We start from the raw sequence: 20,683 nt of genomic DNA on the forward strand, positions 1-20,683 counted from the left end.
CCACGGGGTTGCCAGTGGCCTGAAGGCCACGAGGCTCCCCACAGAACAGTGAAGGCCCGGTGGATATCCACCGGGCCTTCACCATCTGTCGGGGTGACAGGATTTGAACCTGCGACCTCTTCGTCCCGAACGAAGCGCGCTACCAAGCTGCGCCACACCCCGAAGCTGACAGTCATGCCCGACATGTCGGAGCACAGCTGCAAAGCCGTCGATCAGTCTAACCCAAAGGCCCCCCGCGCCACCAATTGCCCGCGCTGACCCGGGTTCCCCGTGTCGCCCGCAGCTGCCCCACGCAGGGCCTGCCGACGCGCGTCATTCCCGGGTGTCGCTGGCCACCAGGGTGAGCAGGGCCGCCTCCGGGCGGCAGAACAGCCGGTAGGGCGCATAGGGCGAGGTGCCCATGCCGGCCGACACGTACATCCAGGCGGCCGCCCCGTCATGTTCCCAGCGGCTCAGCCCCTTGGCATGGCCCGGATCGATGTCGCAGTTGGTGACGATCGGCTGGCCGGTCGGCAGGCACACCTGGCCACCGTGCGTGTGCCCGGCCAGGATCAGCGGGAAGCCGTCGTCGACCATCGCATTGAGCACGCGCTGATAGGGGGCGTGCGTGACGCCCAGCGAGACGTCGGCCCCGGTGTCCAGGGGCCCGGCCACCGCGTCGTAGTGGTCACGCCCCACATGGGCGTCCCCGGTCCCACGCAGCTGCACGCGGCGACCGGCAACTGACAGGGTGGTGTCGACGTCGTCGAGGTAGGTCCAGCCGTGCGAGGCCAGCTGGTCGCGCAACTCGCCGGTCGGCAGGGCCAGGGCGGGATCGTCGGCGTGGTGGCGTTGGTGCCGGCCGGTGGCACCGCGCCACAGATAGCCCAATGGATTGCGGAAGTGCGGCTTGACGAAGTCATTCGAGCCGAAGACGAACACCCCGGGCAGGCGCAGCAGCGGGCCGAGCGCGGCCATCATGGGGGCGATGGCGCTGGCTTCGGACACATGGTCACCGGTGCTCACCACGAGATCGGGCTCCAGGGCCGCGAGGCCGGCCAGGAAGCGCAGGGCATCGTCCTGGCGCGCCAGCAGGTGCAGGTCGGAGATGTGCAGCACGCGGATCGGCGCGCTGCCCGGCGCCAGGATCGGGATCCGATGGCGGCGGATGAGGAAGGCATGTGCCTCCACCAGGCCGCCTGCCAGCATCGAGGCCCCGAACCCGAGCCCGGCACCCATCAGGGACTTCAGCGCCGATGTGTGGTGGGTCACGGCCGACCCGGTGGGTGATGGTTTCTGCGTCATGAGCGTCCTGTGTAGGCGGCGGGCATCGAAGTGGTGGTCGGGGTGTAGGGCGCGAACTGGGTGGCGGGCGTCTTCGGCAGCTGCGCCGACATCATCGCCTTCCAGATACCACCGGACTCGGTGGTGGAGTTGCCCGACAGGACGGCGCCGCTGCCGGTGCGCAGTCCGGTGAGGGTCTGCTGGCGACCGGTCCAGTAGGTGTTGCCCGGATCAACCGAGATCATCGCCACGCCCTCGAGCTCGGGGGTGTAGGCGTTGAACCACACGGCCGACTCGGTCTCGGTGCTACCTGCGGTACCGGTCTTGCCGGCCTGGTCGTAGTTGCCGGGCACCTTGCTGGCCACGCCGGTGCCACCGGTCTTCAGCACCTGTTGCATCACCAGGTTGACGCCGTCGGCCACCGTCGGGTCGATCACCTGCTTGCAGTTGCCCGGGGGCACCGGCAGGCTGTTCCCGTCAGCGGTCTTGGCGGACGCCAGGATCACGGGGTCGCAGTGGATGCCCCGGTTGGCGAAGGTGGCATAGGCCTCGGCCATCGAGATCGGCGTCACGTTCAGGGCGCCCAGCGTGAACGAGGGCACGTTCTGGTAGTTCTCCATGGGCGTGTTCGAGTCGGCCAGCTGCATGCCCACCGTCTCGGCCATCTTGATCGACGAGCAGATGCCCGCGTCACGCTCCAGGGCCACGAAGTAGTTGTTCACCGAGGCCCCCATGCCGGTGAGCATGTTCATGTTGCCGGTCTTCCACGAGTTCGACACGGTCCAGCCCTGGCCGTCACCCGACTTGAAGACGAAGTTGCCGTCGCAGTTCTTGAAGGTGGTGCCCTCCCAGTTCTTCGTGGCCGGCGCGTTGTAGTAGGTCTGCGAGGGGATGAAGCCCTCACTGATCGCCGCCGCGGCCACGAAGGCCTTGAAGGTGGAGCCTGCCTGGTAGCCCTCGGCGCCACCCATGTCCTGGCCCACCGCGTAGTTGTAGTAGGTCTCGCCGGCATCGGTGTTGGTGCCCATCACCGGCTTGCTCTGGGCCATGGCCTTGATGAGGCCGGTCTTGGGATCGGTCATCACCGCCACGGAGACCACCGGGTCGGTCGGCTTGACCAGGGCGGTGATCGCCGACTGGGCCGCGTCCTGGGCGTCCGGCTCGACGACGGTCTGGATCTTGAGCCCGCCGCGGTACAGGGCGCGCTTGCGGGCATCACGGTCGGCACCCAGCGAACTCATCTGGTCCGACAGCAGCACGTTCTCGGTGTACTGGCAGATGAACGGATACTTCGACGAGGCGCAGCCCGAATAGTTCTCGGTGACCTTCGACTGGTCGAATCCGGTGTCCTTGGCCTGCTGCACCTGGTCGGAGGTCAGCTGGGGTAATCCGGTGAACCAGGTGCCCTCCTGGTCCCACTTGAGCATCTGCTCCAACACCACATTGCGACGGGCGATGGCCGCGTCGGGATGGTTCACGGGGTCGGTGTCGCTGGGGCTCTGCACCAGGCCGGCGAGCATCGCGGACTGCTCGAGGTCGAGGTCCTTGGCGTCCACCCCGAAGTAGTGCTTGGCGGCCGCCTGCACGCCATAGGCACCGTCGCCGTAGTAGGCGATGTTGAGGTAGTTCTCCAGGATGGCGTCCTTGGCGGCCTTCAGGCTGCCCTTCTGCTTGGTGAGCTCCTGTTCCAGGGCCACTGCGTAGCGCATCTCCAGGATCTTGCGGCTCATCGTGGGGGCCTGGGCCTCCTGCTCGGCCTTCGTGTCGCCATTGTCCTGGGCGATCTGGATGCGCACCTGCTTCACATACTGCTGGGTGAGCGTGGAACCACCACCACTGTTGCCGACCACCTGGCCCAGGGCGGCGCGCAGGATGCCCTGGGCGTCCACCGCACCGTGGTCGTAGAAGCGATGGTCCTCGATGGCCATCTGCGCCTTCTGCATCTGCGGGGAGATCTGGTCTAGGCCCACCGGCTCGCGGTTCTGGTCGAAGAAGCTCGCCAGCACGTCGCCATTGGCCAACAGGATCTGCGAGTTTTCTGCCTGGTGCGGAATCGTCAGCTGGGTGGTCACGTTGTTCAGGCTGCTCGACGCCGACCCCGCGGCGTCGCTCGCCAGCGCGGCAAAGGGGATGCCCATGCCGGCAATGAACACGCCGCAGGTGACGCTGAGCACGGCCAGAATCACGAACGAATACAGCCGAGAATCACCCTGCCGAGAACTCATGCTTGCCAGCCTAACCGGCAACCGGGACAATGGACGCGTTGCACCAGCTGTGAGTCGCCCATGGCTGGCTCCGGACGAGCACCGTTGCAGTCCGGGGATCTCAACGGATGAGAGCAACGAGGGGGTTCACTGAGTGTAGGTCTCAGGTGTATTTTTGGCGGATTCAGGTATCGCGCGAAAAGGGGGGCGCCCGATGGCTGTTACTGATGTTGAGGACTGGCCGCTGCAGGCAAGATGCCGAGGCATGAACGATGCCCTGTTCCCGGAGGGTCGGGACCAGAAGCGGGCGAAGACCGTGTGCATGGGTTGTCCCGTGCGCGCACAGTGCCTTGCCGAAGCACTCGACCACCGCATTGAGTGGGGCGTGTGGGGCGGCATGACCGAGCGGGAGCGGCGCCAGCTGTTGCGCCAGCGTCCCGAGGTGAAATCGTGGGCAGCAGTGCTCACGCAGCAATCCGACGCACAGTCCTCACGACTACGCGCCGCAACCCATCCGGCTCGACGACGCTTCGGACTGCCGCTTGAGCCCATCCACGATCCGCGCCAGGGCGCGGGAGAGGCTACCCATGAGCAATGACGGAGCACGCCCCGAGGGGCACCAGGTGCGATGGGAATATCTCACCGCACCGATCCTCAGCCACGTGAGCCAACAGATCCTCAACAATTTCGGAGCTGACGGCTGGGAGCTCGTCCAGGTGGTTCCGGGACCGAACGCCGATTCGTTGGTCGGATATTTCAAGCGGGAGGCCAGGCCATGAGCAAGCCCAGTGACAAGTTGAAGGCCCTGGGCATCTCCTTGCCCGACGTGGCCACGCCGGTGGGCTCCTACCTGCCGGCGCTGCGTGTGGGTGATCTGGTGTACACCTCGGGCCAGCTCCCCCTGCACGATGGTCGCCTGACCACCGGGCTGGTGGGTGGTCCGATCGACGAGAAGGCCGCCACGGCCGCGGCGCGCGTGGCCTGCCTCAATGCGTTGGCGGCAGTGGCCGACATCGCCGGGGGCATCGATGCGATCACCGGGATCGTCCGCGTGATGGTGTTCGTGGCCAGCTCCGACGGGTTCACCGAACAGGCCGCGGTGGCCAATGGGGCATCCGACCTGCTGGCCGAGATCTTCGACGAGCAGGGACGTCATGTGCGCAGCGCGGTCGGTGTGGCGGTGCTGCCCAAGAACGCCTGCGTCGAGGTGGAGTTGGTCGCGAGCCTGTGACACGGCCATGGCCAGTGGGAACACGATGAACGAACACAACGCATCGACGGGCGCCGGGAAATCTGCCGCCGGGTCTGACCGCGAAACCGGTAAGGTGGCCGCGGCCCACGAGATCTTCCAGATCCTGCACCAGACCTATCCCGACGCCCGCTGCGCGCTGACCTTCCACGACCCCTTCGAGCTGCTGGTGGCCACGGTGTTGTCGGCCCAGACCACCGACAAGGGCGTTAATAAGGTGACCCCGATCCTGTTCGACCGCTACCCCGACGCTGCCGCACTGGGTGCCGCCTCGCTGCCCGAGGTGGAGCGGATCATCCGGCCCACCGGCTTCTTCCACAACAAGGCAACGGCCATCGTGGGCATCGGGCAGGCGCTCACCGAGAACTTCCACGGGGTGGTCCCCCGCGAGATCGATCAGCTCACGTCGCTGCCCGGCGTGGGACGCAAGACCGCCCAGGTGGTGCGCGGCCATGCCTTCGGCATTCCCGGTGTCACCACCGATACCCATGTGTTGCGGGTGAGCAAACGGCTGGGATTTACCAACTCGACCAAGCCACTCGTCGTGGAGCGCGATGTGAGTGCCCTGTTCGACGAATCGGTGTGGACACTGCTGTCGGACACCCTGATCTTCCACGGCCGGGCGCGCTGCCACGCCAAGAAGGCGGCCTGCGGAGCCTGCCCGGTGGCCGGACTGTGCCCCAGCTTCGGCATCGGAGCCACCGATCCCGACGAGGCCGAAAGGCTCGTGCGCTCGCCGTGACCGCAGGTGAGGCATTCCACCGGGCACGGACCGTTGTGCGCCCGACACGATGCGTGCCGCAGGCACGCCCTGAGAAGAGAGAACGATGACCACCGGCCAGACCAATCCCCCCACGATCCCTTCCCCCCTGGCCGTTCCCTCGTCGTTGCGGGGGCTGCAGACGGCGCTGACCAGCCCCGACCCCGCGGCCCTGTCGCGCCTGCAGCACCCCCAGCCCGACGACAGCAGTTCGGCAGTGCTGATCCTGCTGTCCGACGGACCCGATCCCTCCGTGCTGTTCACGGTGCGCGCCCGCAACCTGCGCCATCATTCGGGGCAGATCTCCTTCCCCGGCGGCCATGCGGAGGCCTACGACGACAACCTGATCGACACCGCCCTGCGCGAGGCGCGCGAGGAGGTCGGCCTTGATCGGGCCGAGGTCAACATCCTGGGCACCCTGCCGTCGGCGGAGATCCCGGTGAGCCACTCCGTGGTGGCACCGGTGGTCGGCTGGTGGCGTCCCGATAACAGCCTGGTGGCCAGCCCCAGCGAGGTGGCCAGCATCCAGCGCTGGCCGGTGAGCAAGCTGGCCGACCCCAGCCATCGGGTGAACGCCCAACTGCGCCCCGACAGCATCATCGGGCCGGCCTGGCAGTTCGACGACCTCTTCCTGTGGGGCTTCACCGGGCTGGTCACCGACATCCTGTTGCGCCTGGGTGGGTGGGAGAAGCCCTGGCACCACGACCGCGTCGTGCCGGTGCCCCAGCGCTTCCGCTCCGAGGTGTTCGACCCGGACGCGCCCTGAGTGCATCGGCCATACTGGAAGGCACCGGGAGGCGAACGATGACCCGAATCGATGTCTGGCTGTGGAGCGTGCGCCTGTTCAAGACGCGCTCCATGGCCACCCAGGCCGTCAAGGGCGGCCACATCCGCTACAACGACGCGCCCGTCAAGCCGTCCCAACAGGTGAGCCCCGGGGACATCATCACCGTGCGCCGGCCCGGCTGGGACCGTCGCTTCGAGGTGTTGACCCTGCTCAACAAGCGCGTCGGGGCCAAGGTGGCCGTGACGGCCTACCGTGACCTGTCACCGGCCAAGCCCGCCTGGCTGTCCGCGCCGGTCGCCCGACGCGATCCCGGCACCGGACGGCCCACCAAGAAGGAACGCCGCGAGATCGAGAAGTTGCGCGGCTACTGAGCCGTTGCCCCGGTCCAGGCGCCCCGCTTCCTGACCAGGCCGTGGCGCCCTCTTGCTTGGACGCCCCCGTCGCGCCCCATCCCGTGAGCAGGGCCGTCGCGCCCTACTTCTTCAGCAGGGCCGTGGCCCTGGCCTTCGCAGCCACGGCATCGGGTGCCTGGACGGCGGCCTCGGCGGCCTGTCGGCATTGTTCGATCGTCACATCGCCGAGTTGCACGCCCACGGCGGGCAGTGCGGTGGCGGCCATCGACAGCGAGGTGATGCCCAACCCGGCCAGCACGCAGGCCAGCAACGGATCGGCGGCGGCCTCGCCGCACACCCCCACCGGCTTGTGGCGCTTGATCCCGGCATGGCCGGCCATCTGGATCAGTGAGAGCACCGCCGGCTGCCAGGGATCGTTCAGGTCGACCAGCTTGGACGACAACCGATCCGAGGCCATCGCGTACTGCGTCAGGTCGTTGGTGCCGATACTGAAGAACTCCACCTCGGCCAGCACCTGCTCGGCCTTCAGGGCCACCGCCGGCACCTCCACCATGACGCCCGGCCACAGCCCGCGATCGCGGCACTTCGCCGCGAAGCTGCGGGCCTCGCCCACGGTGGCCACCATCGGAGCCATCACCCACACATCGACGTCAATGCCCTTGCGTGCCTCGGCGATGGCATCCAATTGGTGGATGAGCAGCCCGGGGTTGTCGGCGGCCAACCGCAGTCCGCGCACCCCGAGCGCCGGATTCGCCTCGGCGTCGAAATTGGCGAAGGCCAGCGGCTTGTCGGAGCCGGCGTCCAGCGTGCGGATCACCACATGGGTGCGTCCGCCACGCCCGGCATAGGGCTCGAGCACCGAACGGTAGATCTCGGCCTGCTCGGCCACCGACGGTTCCTCGGGGGCGCTGAGGAAGGCCAGCTCGGTGCGGAACAGCCCGATGCCCTCCGACTCGCCCGCGGCCGCCTTGCCGGCGGCATTGCCGTCACCCACATTGGCCAGCAGCTGCACCGCGTAGTCGTCGCTCGTGCGCCCCGGGCCCCGCCATTCGCGAACCCGGTTGAAATAGGCGTTCGACTCGGCCACCGCGGCCATGGCCTGCTCCGGGTCGGGGTTGGCGACCACGGTGCCCGCGGCCCCGTCGACCAGCACCGTGGTGTCGTTCTTGATCTCGCGCAGCGCCACGCCGGTACCGACGATGCAGGGGATGCCCAGCTGGCGGGCAATGATCGCGGTGTGGCTCGTCTTGCCGCCGGCCTCGGTGACCAGGCCCACGGTCAGCTCGGGGTCCAGCCCCGCGGTGTCGGCCGGGGCGAGGTCCTCGGCGAACAGCACCACCGGGCTCTTGGGACGCGGCACGCCCGGCTCCGGTTCCCCGCGCAGCTCGGCCACCAGGCGATCGCGGATATCACGCAGGTCGGTGGTGCGCTCGGCGTAGAGCCCGCCCAGCCGATCGAACTGTGCCACCAGGTTGTCCGTGGCCTGCACCACGGCCCATTCGGCTGAATCGCCATGCTTGATGAGCTTCTTCACCGCCCGGGTGAGGCCACGATCGGCAACCAGCTGGGCGGTGGCATTGAGCACCTCCCGGGCATGCCCGGTGACGTGTTCGGCCTTGTCAAGCAGCACATTCTGCACGGCGACCACCGCATCGGCGAAGGCATTGACGGCCTGGTCCTGCTCGGATTCGGCGATGGTGCCGCCGCTGGGCAGCTGTGGACGCGGCTGCACGCGGTTCACCGGCGCATAGGCCACCCCGGCCACCACGCCGGTGCCAGTGACCACGAGTGCGGCGCCCGACGACGCAGCCGATGGGACAGTGCTTGCTGAAGCCGGGCTTGCTGGAGCCGGATTTGCTGGAGACATTGGGGCGCTCCCCCTTCAACGCTGAATGGTCGATTACCCAGTGTTCCACGTGCGACGCCCCGGCGAACCGCGTCTGCCAAATCCGCGTCGACAGTGCTGTGAAGCCCCTCGCAGGGCCCGCGAGTGTGTGAGTATTAAGGGTGAACGAGGGCCCATCACGGGGCCTGCGGGGACGCGCCCGTCCCCGTCGTCGATCAGCCCGGAGCCAGCGCCCCGTGGCGGATATGAGGAGAAGAACATGGCCAGCAAGCAAGCAGTCGTCGGCTCCGCAATCGGTCTGCACGCGCGTCCTGCCGCGATCATCGCCGACAAGGCCGGCGAATACGACGACGACATCCTGCTGTCGAAGGTCGGCAGCACCGAGGAACCCGTCGATGCGGCCTCCCCGCTGATGATCATGACCCTGGGCGCCAAGAAGGGCGACACGGTGAACATCGAGTCCGATGACGCCACCGCCGTGGACGAATTGGCGACGCTCATCGCATCGGACCTCGACAAGGAGTGACCCTGCGCGGTCGCCGGCCCAAGCCGGCCGCGACCGCTCCCGGGAACGCCCCACGCACGGTAACGCCTTGATCCTGATACCCCCCGGGGGTATACATCAGGTGAGGAGTTTCTATGAGTGAAGCGTCACATCCCACGATCACGCCGGGCACGGGCTCCGGCGTGGTCTACACCTGCCCGATGCACCCGGAGGTGCGTGAGGGCTCGCCGGGGCGTTGTCCGATCTGTGGCATGAACCTGGTGCCCGCCGACGAGCAGGGCGGTTCGCCCGCCCCGCAGGCGCACGCGGTCTACACCTGCCCCATGCACCCCCAGATCCGCGAGGCCACGCCGGGACGCTGCCCGATCTGCGGCATGAACCTGGTGCCCGCCGACGAGGTGGCTGGCGCATCAGATGGTCACGCCCCGATGCAGATGGACCACTCCGCTGGCCCGTCGCACCCCGCTGATTCGTCGTCCACGCAGGGCAACCACCCGATGGCGATGACCACCGATCATGCGACGCCTGCCGCAACCATGGCATCCGGCACGACGCCGAAGCATGACCACACCACCCCTGGTCACGACATGCAGGGCCACGACATGCACGGCCACGACATGCAGGGTCACGGGACACCCGCGCCGGGCGCGCCGTCGGATCAGGCCGACGCCTCCGGCGTCACCTGGTACACCTGCCCGATGCACCCCGAGGTGCGTGTCGACCATCCCGGGGCCTGCCCCATCTGCGGCATGGCACTGGAACCCGTGGTGACCACCGCCAGGACCGGCACCAACCCCGAACTCACCGACATGCGCCGCCGTTTCTGGGCGGGCGTGGTGATCACCGTGCCGATCCTGGTGCTGTCGATGGTCCGCCCGCTGTTCGGTGGCTTCATGGACGCCGTGGGCGACCAGCTTGCCGCCTGGCTCGAGCTGGTGCTCGCCACCCCCGTGGTGTTGTGGGCCGGCTGGCCCTTCTTCGTGCGCGGCGCGATCTCATGGCGCACCGGCAAGCTCAACATGTTCACGCTCATCTCGATGGGCACCGGCGTGGCCTATGTCTACTCGTTGATCGCCACGATCGCGCCCGGCGTGTTCCCGCAGACGATGCGCACCGCCCAGGGCACCGTGGAGCCGTACTTCGAGGCGGCCGCGATGATCACCGTGCTGGTGCTGCTGGGACAGGTGATCGAACTCAGCGCCAGGGCCCGCACCTCCGGATCGATCCGCGCCCTGCTCGACCTGGCCCCCAAGAAGGCCCGGCTGGTGATGCCCGACGGCACCGAGCATGAGGTCGCCGTCGACACGCTGCAGGTCGGTGACCGGGTGCGTGTGCATCCCGGCGAGAAGGTTCCGGTCGATGGCGTGGTCACCGACGGCGCCTCCCACATCGATGAGTCGATGGTCACCGGGGAGCCGATGCCCGTGGCCCGCCACGTGGGCGACCGGGTGATCGGCGGAACCCTGAACACCCAGGGCAGCCTGGTGGTGAAGGCCGACAAGCTCGGCCATGATTCGGTGTTGTCCGGCATCATCGCGCTGGTCTCCAGCGCGCAGCGTTCCCGTGCCCCCATCCAGGGGCTGGTGGACAAGGTGGCGGCCTGGTTCGTCCCGATCGTGCTCGGCCTGGCCGTGATCGCCTTCATCGTGTGGATGCTCGTCGGGCCCGCACCCCGCCTGCCCCATGCGATCGTCGTGGCGGTCTCGGTGCTCATCATCGCCTGCCCCTGTGCCCTGGGGCTGGCCACCCCGATGGCGGTCATGGTGGGCGTGGGACGCGCCGCCACTGCCGGCGTGCTCATCCGCGACGCCGAGGCGCTCGAGGAACTGTCCAAGGTGAACACCTTGGTGGTCGACAAGACCGGCACGCTCACGATGGGGCATCCCACCGTGACGCAGGTGGAGACCACCGCCGATCACGACCAGTCCGAGGTGCTGCGCCTGGCGGCCGGCGCCGAGAAGGGTTCGGAGCATCCCCTGGCGCGTGCCGTGTTGGAGGCCGCCGCCACCCGCACGTTGACCGTCCCCGATGTGTCGGACTTCCACGCCACGAGCGGCGCGGGCATCAACGGCACCGTCGAGGGGCACCATGTGTGCATCGGCAACGAGGAGCACGCCCGCCCCAACGAGGAGCTCACGGCCGCCGCCGCGAGCATGCGGACGCGCGGTGCGACCGCGGTGTTCGTGAGCGTCGATGACAAGCCGGCCGCCGTGCTGGCCATCGAGGATCCGCTCAAGCCCACCAGCCGCAAGGCGCTGGCAGCGCTCGTGGATGCCGGGGTGCATCCGGTGATGGTCACCGGTGACGCCGAGGCAACCGCCCGTGCGGTGGCCGATGAGTTGGGCATCGATGAGGTGCATGCCGGGGTGATGCCCGACGGCAAGGTGCAGGTGATCAACCAGCTGAAGGCGGCCGGTGGCGTGGTGGCGATGGCCGGCGACGGCATCAATGACGCCCCCGCGCTTGCTGCCGCAGACGTCGGCATCGCCATGGGTGGCGGCACTGACGTGGCCATCGAGAGCGCCGGCATCACGTTGATCGGCGGCGACCTCGACGGGATCGTGCGCGCCTGCCACATCTCGAATGCCACGATGCGCACCATCCGGCAGAACCTGCTGTTCGCGCTGGTCTACAACACCGCCGGCATTCCCCTGGCCGCCGGCGTGCTGTACCCCGCGTTCGGATGGCTGCTCTCGCCGATGTTCTCGGCCGCTGCCATGGCGCTCAGTTCGGTGAGCGTGATCGGCAACTCGCTGCGCCTGCGCGCCGTCCGCTTGTGACCCCGGCCCGGTTATGACCCCGGCGCCCGCGGTGATCGGTTGACCACTGAACTGACGATCGGCCCGCCCATCCCTGCCACCCACGGTGACATGATGGGCGGGCCCTTTGTCGCCCACCGGAAGTTCCAGCCATGACAGCGTCGACGCCCACACCGGCCACCACGGCCCCCGGCGCCGCACATCCGACGGGCGGATGGCGTCGCGACCTGCGCATCGCCGGCACCTGGTGGGTGGCCTCCCGGGCCGTCTACCTGCTGGCGGCGCTCATCCTGGGCTGGACCGGACATGCCACGCCCCGCCAGACCGGATTGCCGTGGCCCGTCGACGCCTATCAGCGCTTCGACGCCGGGCACCTGATGCGCATCGCCTCGGAGGGCTATTTCGCCTTCGACAGTGGCCATCCCGCCCACGATGAGGCCTTCTTCCCCGGCTTTCCCCTGCTCACCCGGGCGCTTGCGTCGTTGTGGGGCGGGGCGCATCCGTCGATCGCCGCGGCCGTCGTGGCGGGCACGATCGTCTCCTGGCTGGCAGCGTTGGCGGCCGGGGTGCTGCTCGTGCGCATCACCCGGGAGTACCTCACCTCCGGTGAGTTCGCGGGCGGACGGGTGCGTCCCCATGCAGCGGCCGGGGTCTTCCTGCTGGGGCCCTATTCGGTGTTCCTGATGGCCCCCTACACCGAGGGCCTGTTCACCACCTGCGCCCTGGCCTGCTGGTACCTGGCGATGCACCGCCGGTGGAACTGGTCGCTCGTCGCGGCGACGGCGGCGGGACTGGTGCGCGTCAATGGCGTGTTCCTGTTGCCGATGCTGCTGGTGATGATGCTGCGACAGGGCTGGCCGCACCCGAACCGGTCATGGTGGCGCGTGCTCACCCTGGCCATCCCGCTGTGCGCCCCGCTGGGCTACCTGGGCTATCTGTGGGCCCGCACCGGCGATCCCCTCTACTGGCTGCACGTGCAGGCCGAGGGTTGGGGACGTGGCTCGGCACCGATCTGGGACGTGGTGGTCAACAGCGTCCGGCACATCGTCTCGGCCGAATGGTTCATCGGCTACCAGCAGGTGTTGGAGTTCGTCTTCCTGGCAATCTTCCTCGCCACGCTGTGGTGGTGTTGGCGACTGCGGCGCTATGAGTGGCTGGTGTTCGTGGCGATCACGCTGGTGAGCCTGTGCCGCGGCCCGGTGCTGCTGTCGCTGCCGCGCAATGGCCTGGACTGCTTCCCGGTGATGTTGGCCATGGCCGCCGCACTGTCCACCCGACGCCGCTGGTTGCGCTGGGCGACGCTCGTGTTGATGGCGGCCACGGCCGCCATCAACACCCTGACGCTGCTGGCCGATGAATGGACCGGCTAGCGCCGCACTGCCAATGGACCGGCTGGCGCCGCACGGCATCATCGCTCGGCTGGTTTCAACGGCGCCACCACCGGATAGAAGTCGTGAATGGCATAGCGGCCACAGGAGATGACATCCATCGTTCCGGCAGGGGATGCGTCCGGAAACGAGAAGGGATAGGAATCGGCGTCGGTGATGAAGAAGGTCACCTGTGCGTTGACGGCGTCATGGCGATTCGCGAGCCACGATCCCGCATGGAGCTGGTCATCGACCTGGACGATCTGGCGTGGATCGGCCGCATATGCCTTGGGGGCCCGCATCGTCCAGAACAGTCCGGCACCCGTGCGTCCGGAAGCATCAACCCAATCCGTGACACAGCGCAGATCGGCGTCGACGACCGAAACCGTCGCATTGATCCTCGGCATGGTGAGTGCGCACACCACGCCGAGGAATATGGCCGCACCCACAACACCCGCCGCCCGGAGAGTCCCGATAGATTCCCGCGCCGGCAACCAGGCAAGAATCCGGCGCGATATTCCTCGTGCCGCGAATTCAACCCCCGGCAGGACAGTGAGTGCCAGAAAGGGCAGGAACGCCCAGGGTTGTAGATAGCGAGTGGCCTCACTGCCCATCACAATCACCGCCACCGCCACGATGAAGGGGCCCAGGCAGGCACTCAGGGCAATGAAGGAATGCACGACCTTCCCCCGACGCACCACGGCGAGGGCAATGACGATCGAGGCAATCCACATTCCAAGGGTTATGCACAATGACGCAATGCCGGCGCGAGTGGCGAGGGTGTCCGAGACCTGCCTCGCGTGGTAGGCCAACGATGCACCGATGTCCCGCAGATGCCAGTAGTCCTCCGTCGTGGCCACGATCGAGTGGGCGAAGGGGATGCGCAATGCCATGCCCAGGGCCGTTCCCACACACAACACGAGGCCAGCCCGGCACAACGCCCGTGACGACAACTGACTGCACACCCGCAGGACGAGCAGCACGGCGCCCGCCGGAAGGACGAACCACAAGGCATACAGGGGATTCGTCATCGTGCAGAAGGCGACGACGCCCGCCGTGGCCAGGGTGGCGCCCATCACGTGCCGACCGGCGCCACCCGACCGCATGGTATTCACCCGGCGCAATAATCCCAGGGTTACCACCGCGCCGATCACGGTGCCCGAGTAATAGGTGGTCATTGCCAGGTCCGACGCCAGGAGATATCCCCGGCGTTCCGCACCGTCCAGAAGTGCCAGCAGGCACACGCCGGAAAATGCCGCCAACGAGCGCCGCACAGGCCATTCACCGGGGCGCCTTGCTCCGGCGACAAATCGAATTGCAGCGTACAGGGCCAGGAGTTCACTGCCGCATTAGCCATCAGGGTGGCCCGCACACCCATCCCGAACAATGCGAGCAGGAAATACACGGCGGTCTCCGGAATGAACAACACCGGCGACATCGCCCAGTCCTGGGGCTGGCCGGCGGCCAGTGACCTGGCCATCAGCACCGTCACCAGGGAATCGGCATTGACGAAGAGCATCAATTCAAGGGCCTCGGCCAGATGGGCCACCACCAGGCCCGCCAGCACCGCCGCAACGGCATATCCCGAGGCCTCGCGCCACCCGGCCGGAATCCTCCCGACAAGGCCGTCGCGGCTGGCGCCAGCATTCAGCACAGATCAGTTCCCCGGCTCTTCGCGATCCGGGGTGTAGCGGGGGGTTGAGTCTGGCTGGCGTGTCGGGGTGGGTGTGAGGGTCGGGGTCTTCCGATGATGGGAGTTCCTACGCTGCCCATCTGAAAGACCCCGACGTGTCCCACGCTACCTTTGCTGCCCCCGATCTGACCACGTTCGCCCGCCTGGATGACCTCGGCCTCGTGGTGGTGGGCCAGAGAGTCCTCCCGGATCGCTGCGAGGTGGCCTGCCGGGTGGTGGACGATGACCGGTGGTGTCGCGAGTGTGGGTGCGAAGGGATCCCCCGCGACACCGTGGTCCGTCGCCTCGCCCACGAGCCCTCGGGCTGGAGACCGGTGACACTGGTGGTGCGAGTGCGTCGCTACCGCTGTTCGGGGTGTGGGCGTGTGTGGAGGCAGGACACCACTGGGGCGGCCCAGCCGCGCTCGAAACTGTCCCGGGGCGGACTGCGTTGGGCCCGTGGCGGGCATCGTCGTCCAACACCTCACCGTCGCCCGGGTCGCTGAGGGTCTGGGCGTGTCCTGGGACTGCGCCAACACCTCCGTCCTGGAGGAGGGACGCAGGGTCCTCATCAACGATGAGCATCGCTTCGAGGGTGTGACCACGATCGGGGTGGACGAGCACGTGTGGCGGCACACGCGCAGGGGCGACAAGTTCGTCACCGTGATCATCGACCTCACCCCGCTGCGCGAGGGAAGGGGTCCTGCCAGGTTGTTGGACATGGTGGAGGGCCGCTCCAAGAAGGCCTTCAAGGAGTGGCTCAGCCAGCAAGACCCTGCGTGGCGCGACCGGATTGAGGTGGTCGCCATGGACGGCTTCACCGGGTTCAAGACCGCAGCGAAGGAAGAACTCCCCGACGCGGTGGAGGTCATGGATCCCTTCCACGTCGTCCAGCTCGCCGGCGATGCCCTGGACCACTGCCGCCAGCGCGTCCAGCAAGACACCACCGGACATCGAGGCCGGTCCGGGGATCCCCTGTACGGGGTGCGCAAGACCCTGCACACCGGGATGGATCTCCTCACAGACAAGCAACGCACCCGCCTGGAGGGCGTCTTCGCCCAGGACGCTCACGTCGGGGTGGAAGCCACCTGGGGCATCTACCAGAAGATCGTGGCCGCCTACCGCGATCCCGACCCCAAGGCCGGGCGAGCCCAGCTGGCCCACGTCATCGAGGTCATCAGCCGCGGCGTTCCCGCCGCCCTCGCTGAGATCATCACCCTGGGGCGCACCCTCAAGCGGCGCGCCACAGACGTCCTGGCCTACTTCGAGCGCCCCCACACCTCCAACGGCCCGACAGAAGCCCTCAATGGCCGACTGGAACACCTGCGCGGCTCAGCCTTGGGCTTCCGAAACCTGACGAACTACATTGCCCGCAGTCTCCTCGAGGCCGGAGGATTCAGACCCCAACTACACCCTCAATCGTGAAGAGCCAGTTCCCCTTCATCGCTGCGTGCCGCGCTGACCCGCCAATCGGCAACGCAAGGGGGAACTCCGCGGGAAAGACAATAGGGCACGAGGGCTCGCGTCCGAACCATTCCCGACGTCAGGCGCCGGCCTGCCGGGCGATCGACATCCCCTACCGGCGGGCCGGCCGGGGCGGGCCGTCAGCTCACCGGCCGGCCCCGCAGGTCACTGCTTGCCCTTCGGCGATGACGCGTCGCCGTCCACGACCGTGGGCGTGCTCGGTTGCACCACCACCAGGGTGGGCCGCTGCACCCCTGCCGCCTGCGCCTCGGCGGGTGAGACGAATGTCATGCCGCCCAGTGCGATCGCCGCGGCCGAGCCGAGCGCCACGAAACGGCGACGCCACGGATGCCTGTTCACCGACACTTCCTGTGGTCCATTCATCGTGTTCATGGCCCCAGAATTGGCGCGGAGCCTGTGCGTGTCTTGTGAGGCCCGTTCCCCGGGGATGTGACTTCCGGTGGTGCCCCGCAGGGCGCTCGCTACAGTCGTGGCAAGGCCCATCAGCACCCCCATCGAACCCCTGCCAGCCCAGTTCCCGCCGACCCGACGCGAAGGAGTCCCATGGCCACCCCCCGGGGCTCACGCCCACCCGGTGATTCAATCCGGGGCTCCCGCCCACCAGCCGACCCCATCCGGGGCTCCCGCCCACCAGCCGACCCCATCCGGGGCTCCCGCCCACCAGCCGACCCCATCCGGGGCTCCCGCCCACCGGCCGACCACCCCCGCCCCACGATGGTGCGTCCGCACTGGGCACTGCTGGAGGGCCGGGCCGGATTCGCCCACGACGACCAGGACGTCGGCCTGCGCCAGGGATGGTTCCGCGAGGGCCGCGACGCACAGGCCTTCGACCGCACGATCAGGCTGCCGTTCCCACCCGAGTCGCGCGCCTCGGGCATCGGCGACACCGGCTTCCATCCGGTGGTCTGGTACCGCATCGCCATTCCCGCCGGCATGCTGGAATCGCTGGGCCATGGCCCCGGCCGGCGGCTGCTGGTGCACTTCGGCGCCGTCGACCATGACGCCATCGTCTGGGTGGACGGCACGGAGGCCGGCAGCCACCAGGGCGGCCAGAGCGCCTTCACCCTGGACATCACCGACTGCCTCGGCCCCGGACCCGACCACCACATCGTGGTGCGCGCCCACGACGACCCCACCGACCGCAGCCAGCTGCGGGGCAAGCAGGACTGGCAACCCCGCCCGCACGCCATCTGGTACGAACGCTCCACCGGCATCTGGCGCCCGGTCTGGCTGGAATCGGTGCCAGACACCCACATCAGCCAGCTCAGTTGGCGGGTGTCGCTGCGCGAGGGCACCGCCATCGCACTGATCGAGCTCAACCACGCGCCGCGCCGCGGTGTGCCCGTGACGGTGACCCTGGGGCTCGGCGGCAAGCCCATCGCCGCCACCCGTGCCACCCTGCGCGAACGCGCCGGACGGATCCGGGTGAGCATCCCCCACGCCCGCCGCTGGGCATGGTCGCCCGCCAACCCCCAACTGCTCGACGCCACCATCAGCGCCGGCGACGACCGTGTGACGAGCTACGTGGGAATGCGCGACGTCAGCGTCGGCACGCGCCGATTGGAGATCAACGGCCAACCGACCTACCTGCGCCAGGTACTGGAGCAGTGCTACTGGCCCGACAGCCTCTACACGCCGCCGGACGTGCAGGCCCTGGACGACGAGCTCGCCCTGATCGCCGGCCTCGGCTTCAACGGCCTGCGCATCCACCAGCAGACCCCCGATCCCCGCCTGCTGTACCGCGCCGACCGGGCCGGGCTGCTGGTCTTCGCCGAGATCGGCAATGCAATGGAGTACACCCCGCTCGCGGCCCGCCGGTTGCGCCGCGAATGGAGCGACACGGTGCTGGCCACCCGCAGCCACCCGAGCATCGTGTGCTGGGTGCCGATCAACGAGTCGTGGGGCGTGCCGGGGATCGCCCACGACGCCGAACAGGCCGCCTTCGCCACGGCGATGGCCACGCTCACCCGCCACCTCGACCCGACCCGGCCAGCCCTATCCAACGACGGCTGGCAGCACGTCGACTCCGACCTGCTCACCCTCCACGACTACACGGCCCGCGCCGTGGTGCTGCGTCGCCGCTATCGCCACAAGGGCGTCCAACGACTGCGCACCCGCGACCAGGTGGGCCCGGCGGCTCGTTTCATCGTGCTGGGCGACGAACAACGCACCCAGCTACCGATGCTGCTCGACGAATGTGGCGGCGTGCGCTTCGCCCCCGGCGCGGCCCGCCGCGGTGGCGGCTGGGGCTATTCGTCGGTGCGCACCGCGCGGGGCTTCCGTCGTCGCCTCGCCGCGATCATGACCGCCATCCGGTCAAGCGATGCGCTGGGCGGGTTCTGCTGGACCCAGCTCACCGACACCGCCCAGGAGGTCAACGGGCTGTGCGACGAACAGCGTCGTCCCAAGCTCGACCCTGAGCAGCTGCGCGCGATCTTCGGACCGCGGTAGTACGGCTCGTTTCGCGCGCAGCGCTAGCCTCGATGACTGGAGTTGGCCCCGTCAGCCCGCCAGGGCAGGTTCGCGGGCCACCGTGCGCCGGGGACACCTGCGCCAACCAGAGGACCATGCGCTCATAGGAGGACACATTGGCAACGCTGACGGTGACCGAGCAGAACTTCACCGAGACCATCGAGGGCAACCAGATCGTGTTGCTCGACTTCTGGGCGTCGTGGTGTGGCCCTTGCATGCAGTTCGGGCCGATCTATGACCAGGTGAGCGAGGACCATCCCGACATCGTCTTCGGCAAGATCGACACCGAGGACCAGCAGTCGCTGGCCGGGGCGGCGAACATCACGTCAATCCCCACGCTGATGGCGCTCAAGGACCAGACGATCGTCTTCAGTCAGGCCGGCGCGCTGCCCAGGGCCGCCCTCGAGGAACTCATCGAGCAGATCGAGAAGCTCGACGTGAAGGCGGCGCTGGAGGCCGAAAGGGCCCAGCGCGAGGCCTCCGGGGACAGCACCGGCGACGACAACCCTCAGCCAGACATTGAGGCGAACTCCACGCGGGAGTAGGGGTGGGGGCGCGCATTGATCGGCGTTCACTGGCAGAATCAACCAGTGAGCGTGTGATCCGATCAGCGCTTTGAGACGCCGGGCAGGCTCCCGATAGGGATCCGGTGACTGCGTCGTGACAGGCCGTGCGCACTAGGATCGTGCACTGATGCCAGATGGGAGGGGCACACGTGGGGCTGTTTGACAGGGTTGAGAAGAAGCTCGAAAGCACCGTCAACGGCGTCTTTGCGCGCGCCTTCAAGGGTGATGTGCAACCCGTTGAGATCGCCTCCCGCCTGCAGCGTGAGCTCGATTCCGAGGCAAAGCTGCTGTCGCGCGACAAGCGCCTGGTGCCCAATGACTTCCAGGTGCACCTGTCCACCCATGACTACGACCGGCTGGCGCCCTATTCGCGCACCCTGAACGCCGAGATCGTGCCCGACCTGCGTGAACACGCCTCCGACCGGGGATATGTCTTCGACGGGCCCATCCACATCGAATATGTGCTCGATGACTCGCTGCCCACCGGCCGCTTCGAGGTCACCAGTGCCTCGGTGGCCACCGTCGCCGAGAACGGCGGGGCGGCATCGTCGACGATGATCCGCCGGGCACCGCTGGTGCTCGAGGTGAACGGGGTGCGCCATCCGCTGATGCCGCCGGGATTCACCATCGGACGCGGCACCGAGGCCGACCTGCGCATCAACGATCCGGGCGTGTCACGCAAGCACGCGCGCATCAATGTGTCGGAGAACGCCGACGGCGAGTTGCTCATCAGCATCGACGACCTGGGCTCCACCAACGGTGTCATCGTCAACGGACAGCGCGTCACCCACAGTCCCCTGGAAGACGGCAGCCGCATCGAAATGGGCTCCACGCGGATGCTCGTCCACTCGCCTGTGGGGACCTGACCTTGACCGGCATCCTGCTGGCCACCATCAAGGTGGCCTATCTCGTGCTGATGTGGCTGTTCATCCTGTTCGTGGCCAACACCATCCGCGGCGACCTGATCGGCCGCACCGTCACGAATGGCGGAATCGTTGCCGCCGGCCTGAAGCAGGCTGCCCGCAAGCGTCGTGAGAAGCCCAAGCGCCGCGAGCTGCAACACCTCGTGGTGGTGGCCGGCAACCAGACCGGCACCCGCGTCGACCTGCCCGGGGCCCTGGTGCTCGGCAGGGCCACCGACTCGGGCTTCGACCTCGATGACGACTATGCGTCGAGCCACCATGCGCGCCTGTACCCCCAGGACGACGGCCGTTGGGTCATCGAGGACCTGCAGTCGACCAACGGCACCTATGTGAACGGCGTGCGCATCGTGCAGCCCACGCTGGTCGGGGCCAAGGACGTCATCCGCATCGGGCGCACCCAGCTGAAGCTGGAGCGCTGAGCGTGACTGATCCAGCTCATCGCCCCCCGGCGACGGCGCATCCCCAGGATTCC

At 68.1% G+C, this 20,683-nt stretch carries 18 protein-coding genes, 1 tRNA gene and 2 pseudogenes; 14 read left to right on the plus strand and 7 right to left on the minus strand.

Annotated elements, in window-relative coordinates:
• Nucleotides 1–88: 88 nt before the first annotated feature.
• The 3 genes from RM25_RS09110 to RM25_RS09120 all read right to left on the minus strand — a co-directional run bounded on the left by RM25_RS09110 (nt 89) and on the right by RM25_RS09120 (nt 3,488).
• A tRNA-Pro gene (locus RM25_RS09110) sits at nt 89–162 on the minus strand.
• A gap of 150 nt (nt 163–312) precedes the next feature.
• Nucleotides 313–1,218, minus strand: coding sequence for a metallophosphoesterase (locus tag RM25_RS09115; RefSeq protein ID WP_165363489.1), 906 nt, complete (start codon nt 1,216–1,218; stop codon nt 313–315).
• A gap of 62 nt (nt 1,219–1,280) precedes the next feature.
• Entirely contained in the window at nt 1,281–3,488 is a 2,208-nt protein-coding gene (locus RM25_RS09120) for a transglycosylase domain-containing protein (protein WP_013161782.1), read from the minus strand.
• 193 nt (nt 3,489–3,681) lie between these two features.
• On the opposite strand from RM25_RS09120, the pseudogene RM25_RS13430 reads away from it, so the two are divergent.
• The 6 genes and pseudogenes from RM25_RS13430 to RM25_RS09150 all read left to right on the plus strand — a co-directional run.
• Nucleotides 3,682–3,978: pseudogene (locus RM25_RS13430) on the plus strand (WhiB family transcriptional regulator); the annotation flags it as partial.
• 76 nt (nt 3,979–4,054) lie between these two features.
• Nucleotides 4,055–4,246 (plus strand): Sp36 family protein, encoded by a 192-nt coding sequence (locus RM25_RS09130; RefSeq protein WP_044636352.1) that lies wholly within the window; start codon nt 4,055–4,057, stop codon nt 4,244–4,246.
• A complete protein-coding gene (locus RM25_RS09135) occupies nt 4,243–4,698 on the plus strand; it encodes a RidA family protein (protein ID WP_036942145.1) in 456 nt (151 codons plus the stop codon). Before RM25_RS09130 ends, RM25_RS09135 begins: the two co-directional genes overlap by 4 nt.
• Nucleotides 4,699–4,723: 25 nt before the next feature.
• Entirely contained in the window at nt 4,724–5,458 is a 735-nt protein-coding gene (gene nth, locus RM25_RS09140) for an endonuclease III (protein WP_044636841.1), read from the plus strand.
• A gap of 85 nt (nt 5,459–5,543) precedes the next feature.
• Nucleotides 5,544–6,242 (plus strand): NUDIX hydrolase, encoded by a 699-nt coding sequence (locus RM25_RS09145; protein ID WP_052809175.1) that lies wholly within the window; start codon nt 5,544–5,546, stop codon nt 6,240–6,242.
• Nucleotides 6,243–6,280: 38 nt separating this feature from the next.
• The gene (locus RM25_RS09150) at nt 6,281–6,634 is read left to right on the plus strand and encodes an RNA-binding S4 domain-containing protein (RefSeq protein WP_013161788.1); all 354 of its coding nucleotides are present in this window, start codon (nt 6,281–6,283) and stop codon (nt 6,632–6,634) included.
• A gap of 103 nt (nt 6,635–6,737) precedes the next feature.
• Here the strand turns inward: RM25_RS09150 and ptsP are convergent, their stop codons facing one another.
• A complete protein-coding gene (gene ptsP / locus RM25_RS09155) occupies nt 6,738–8,483 on the minus strand; it encodes a phosphoenolpyruvate--protein phosphotransferase (protein WP_257009020.1) in 1,746 nt (581 codons plus the stop codon).
• A gap of 238 nt (nt 8,484–8,721) precedes the next feature.
• On the opposite strand from ptsP, the gene RM25_RS09160 reads away from it, so the two are divergent.
• The 3 genes from RM25_RS09160 to RM25_RS09170 all read left to right on the plus strand — a co-directional run bounded on the left by RM25_RS09160 (nt 8,722) and on the right by RM25_RS09170 (nt 13,096).
• Nucleotides 8,722–8,988 carry an HPr family phosphocarrier protein gene (locus RM25_RS09160; protein ID WP_013161790.1) on the plus strand — a complete coding sequence of 89 codons (267 nt, stop codon included), beginning with the start codon at nt 8,722–8,724 and terminating at the stop codon, nt 8,986–8,988.
• Nucleotides 8,989–9,101: 113 nt separating this feature from the next.
• Nucleotides 9,102–11,747: a copper-transporting P-type ATPase gene (locus RM25_RS09165; RefSeq protein WP_044636354.1), complete on the plus strand. Its 2,646-nt coding sequence runs from the start codon at nt 9,102–9,104 to the stop codon at nt 11,745–11,747.
• A 131-nt stretch (nt 11,748–11,878) separates the two neighbouring features.
• On the plus strand, nt 11,879–13,096 hold the full coding sequence (locus RM25_RS09170; RefSeq protein WP_044636355.1) for a mannosyltransferase family protein: 1,218 nt from the start codon (nt 11,879–11,881) through the stop codon (nt 13,094–13,096).
• Between the two features lie 38 nt (nt 13,097–13,134).
• Here RM25_RS09170 and RM25_RS09175 read toward each other — a convergent pair whose 3' ends face one another.
• Together RM25_RS09175 and RM25_RS11990 are read right to left on the minus strand one after the other, a co-directional pair.
• A complete protein-coding gene (locus RM25_RS09175) occupies nt 13,135–14,172 on the minus strand; it encodes a hypothetical protein (protein ID WP_158487053.1) in 1,038 nt (345 codons plus the stop codon).
• A 95-nt stretch (nt 14,173–14,267) separates the two neighbouring features.
• Nucleotides 14,268–14,660, minus strand: a complete 393-nt coding sequence (locus RM25_RS11990) for a hypothetical protein (protein WP_129931451.1) — start codon at nt 14,658–14,660, stop codon at nt 14,268–14,270.
• Between the two features lie 221 nt (nt 14,661–14,881).
• On the opposite strand from RM25_RS11990, the pseudogene RM25_RS09180 reads away from it, so the two are divergent.
• Nucleotides 14,882–16,190, plus strand: a pseudogene (locus RM25_RS09180) (ISL3-like element ISPfr8 family transposase).
• A 204-nt stretch (nt 16,191–16,394) separates the two neighbouring features.
• Here RM25_RS09180 and RM25_RS09185 read toward each other — a convergent pair.
• Nucleotides 16,395–16,589, minus strand: coding sequence for a hypothetical protein (locus RM25_RS09185; RefSeq protein ID WP_144406061.1), 195 nt, complete (start codon nt 16,587–16,589; stop codon nt 16,395–16,397).
• A gap of 375 nt (nt 16,590–16,964) precedes the next feature.
• On the opposite strand from RM25_RS09185, the gene RM25_RS09190 reads away from it, so the two are divergent.
• The 4 genes from RM25_RS09190 (at nt 16,965) to RM25_RS09205 (ending at nt 20,630) form a co-directional block, all read left to right on the plus strand.
• Nucleotides 16,965–18,701, plus strand: a complete 1,737-nt coding sequence (locus RM25_RS09190) for a glycoside hydrolase family 2 protein (RefSeq protein ID WP_048735400.1) — start codon at nt 16,965–16,967, stop codon at nt 18,699–18,701.
• A gap of 137 nt (nt 18,702–18,838) precedes the next feature.
• Complete coding sequence (gene trxA, locus RM25_RS09195; RefSeq protein ID WP_013161797.1) at nt 18,839–19,267, plus strand: thioredoxin; 429 nt, start codon at nt 18,839–18,841, stop codon at nt 19,265–19,267.
• 170 nt (nt 19,268–19,437) lie between these two features.
• Nucleotides 19,438–20,154 carry an FHA domain-containing protein gene (locus tag RM25_RS09200; RefSeq protein WP_044636357.1) on the plus strand — a complete coding sequence of 239 codons (717 nt, stop codon included), beginning with the start codon at nt 19,438–19,440 and terminating at the stop codon, nt 20,152–20,154.
• Nucleotides 20,155–20,156: 2 nt separating this feature from the next.
• On the plus strand, nt 20,157–20,630 hold the full coding sequence (locus RM25_RS09205) for an FHA domain-containing protein FhaB/FipA (protein ID WP_013161799.1): 474 nt from the start codon (nt 20,157–20,159) through the stop codon (nt 20,628–20,630).
• Nucleotides 20,631–20,683: the final 53 nt, after the last annotated feature.

Origin of the sequence: Propionibacterium freudenreichii subsp. freudenreichii (assembly GCF_000940845.1) — a bacterium.
In the GTDB taxonomy this organism is placed as follows: Bacteria; Actinomycetota; Actinomycetes; order Propionibacteriales; family Propionibacteriaceae; genus Propionibacterium; species Propionibacterium freudenreichii.

Bases quoted from the DNA above. Each gene is read 5' to 3' on its own strand.
- RM25_RS09165 (WP_044636354.1), top strand. From the start codon at position 9,102: ATGAGTGAAGCGTCACATCCCACGATCACGCCGGGCACGGGCTCCGGC.
- RM25_RS09120 (WP_013161782.1), bottom strand. From the start codon at position 3,488: ATGAGTTCTCGGCAGGGTGATTCTCGGCTGTATTCGTTCGTGATTCTG.
- RM25_RS09190 (WP_048735400.1), top strand. From the start codon at position 16,965: ATGGTGCGTCCGCACTGGGCACTGCTGGAGGGCCGGGCCGGATTCGCC.
- RM25_RS09170 (WP_044636355.1), top strand. From the start codon at position 11,879: ATGACAGCGTCGACGCCCACACCGGCCACCACGGCCCCCGGCGCCGCA.
- RM25_RS09130 (WP_044636352.1), top strand. From the start codon at position 4,055: ATGAGCAATGACGGAGCACGCCCCGAGGGGCACCAGGTGCGATGGGAA.
- RM25_RS09160 (WP_013161790.1), top strand. From the start codon at position 8,722: ATGGCCAGCAAGCAAGCAGTCGTCGGCTCCGCAATCGGTCTGCACGCG.
- ptsP (WP_257009020.1), bottom strand. From the start codon at position 8,483: ATGTCTCCAGCAAATCCGGCTCCAGCAAGCCCGGCTTCAGCAAGCACT.
- RM25_RS09135 (WP_036942145.1), top strand. From the start codon at position 4,243: ATGAGCAAGCCCAGTGACAAGTTGAAGGCCCTGGGCATCTCCTTGCCC.
- RM25_RS09145 (WP_052809175.1), top strand. From the start codon at position 5,544: ATGACCACCGGCCAGACCAATCCCCCCACGATCCCTTCCCCCCTGGCC.
- RM25_RS09150 (WP_013161788.1), top strand. From the start codon at position 6,281: ATGACCCGAATCGATGTCTGGCTGTGGAGCGTGCGCCTGTTCAAGACG.
- nth (WP_044636841.1), top strand. From the start codon at position 4,724: ATGAACGAACACAACGCATCGACGGGCGCCGGGAAATCTGCCGCCGGG.
- RM25_RS09115 (WP_165363489.1), bottom strand. From the start codon at position 1,218: ATGGGTGCCGGGCTCGGGTTCGGGGCCTCGATGCTGGCAGGCGGCCTG.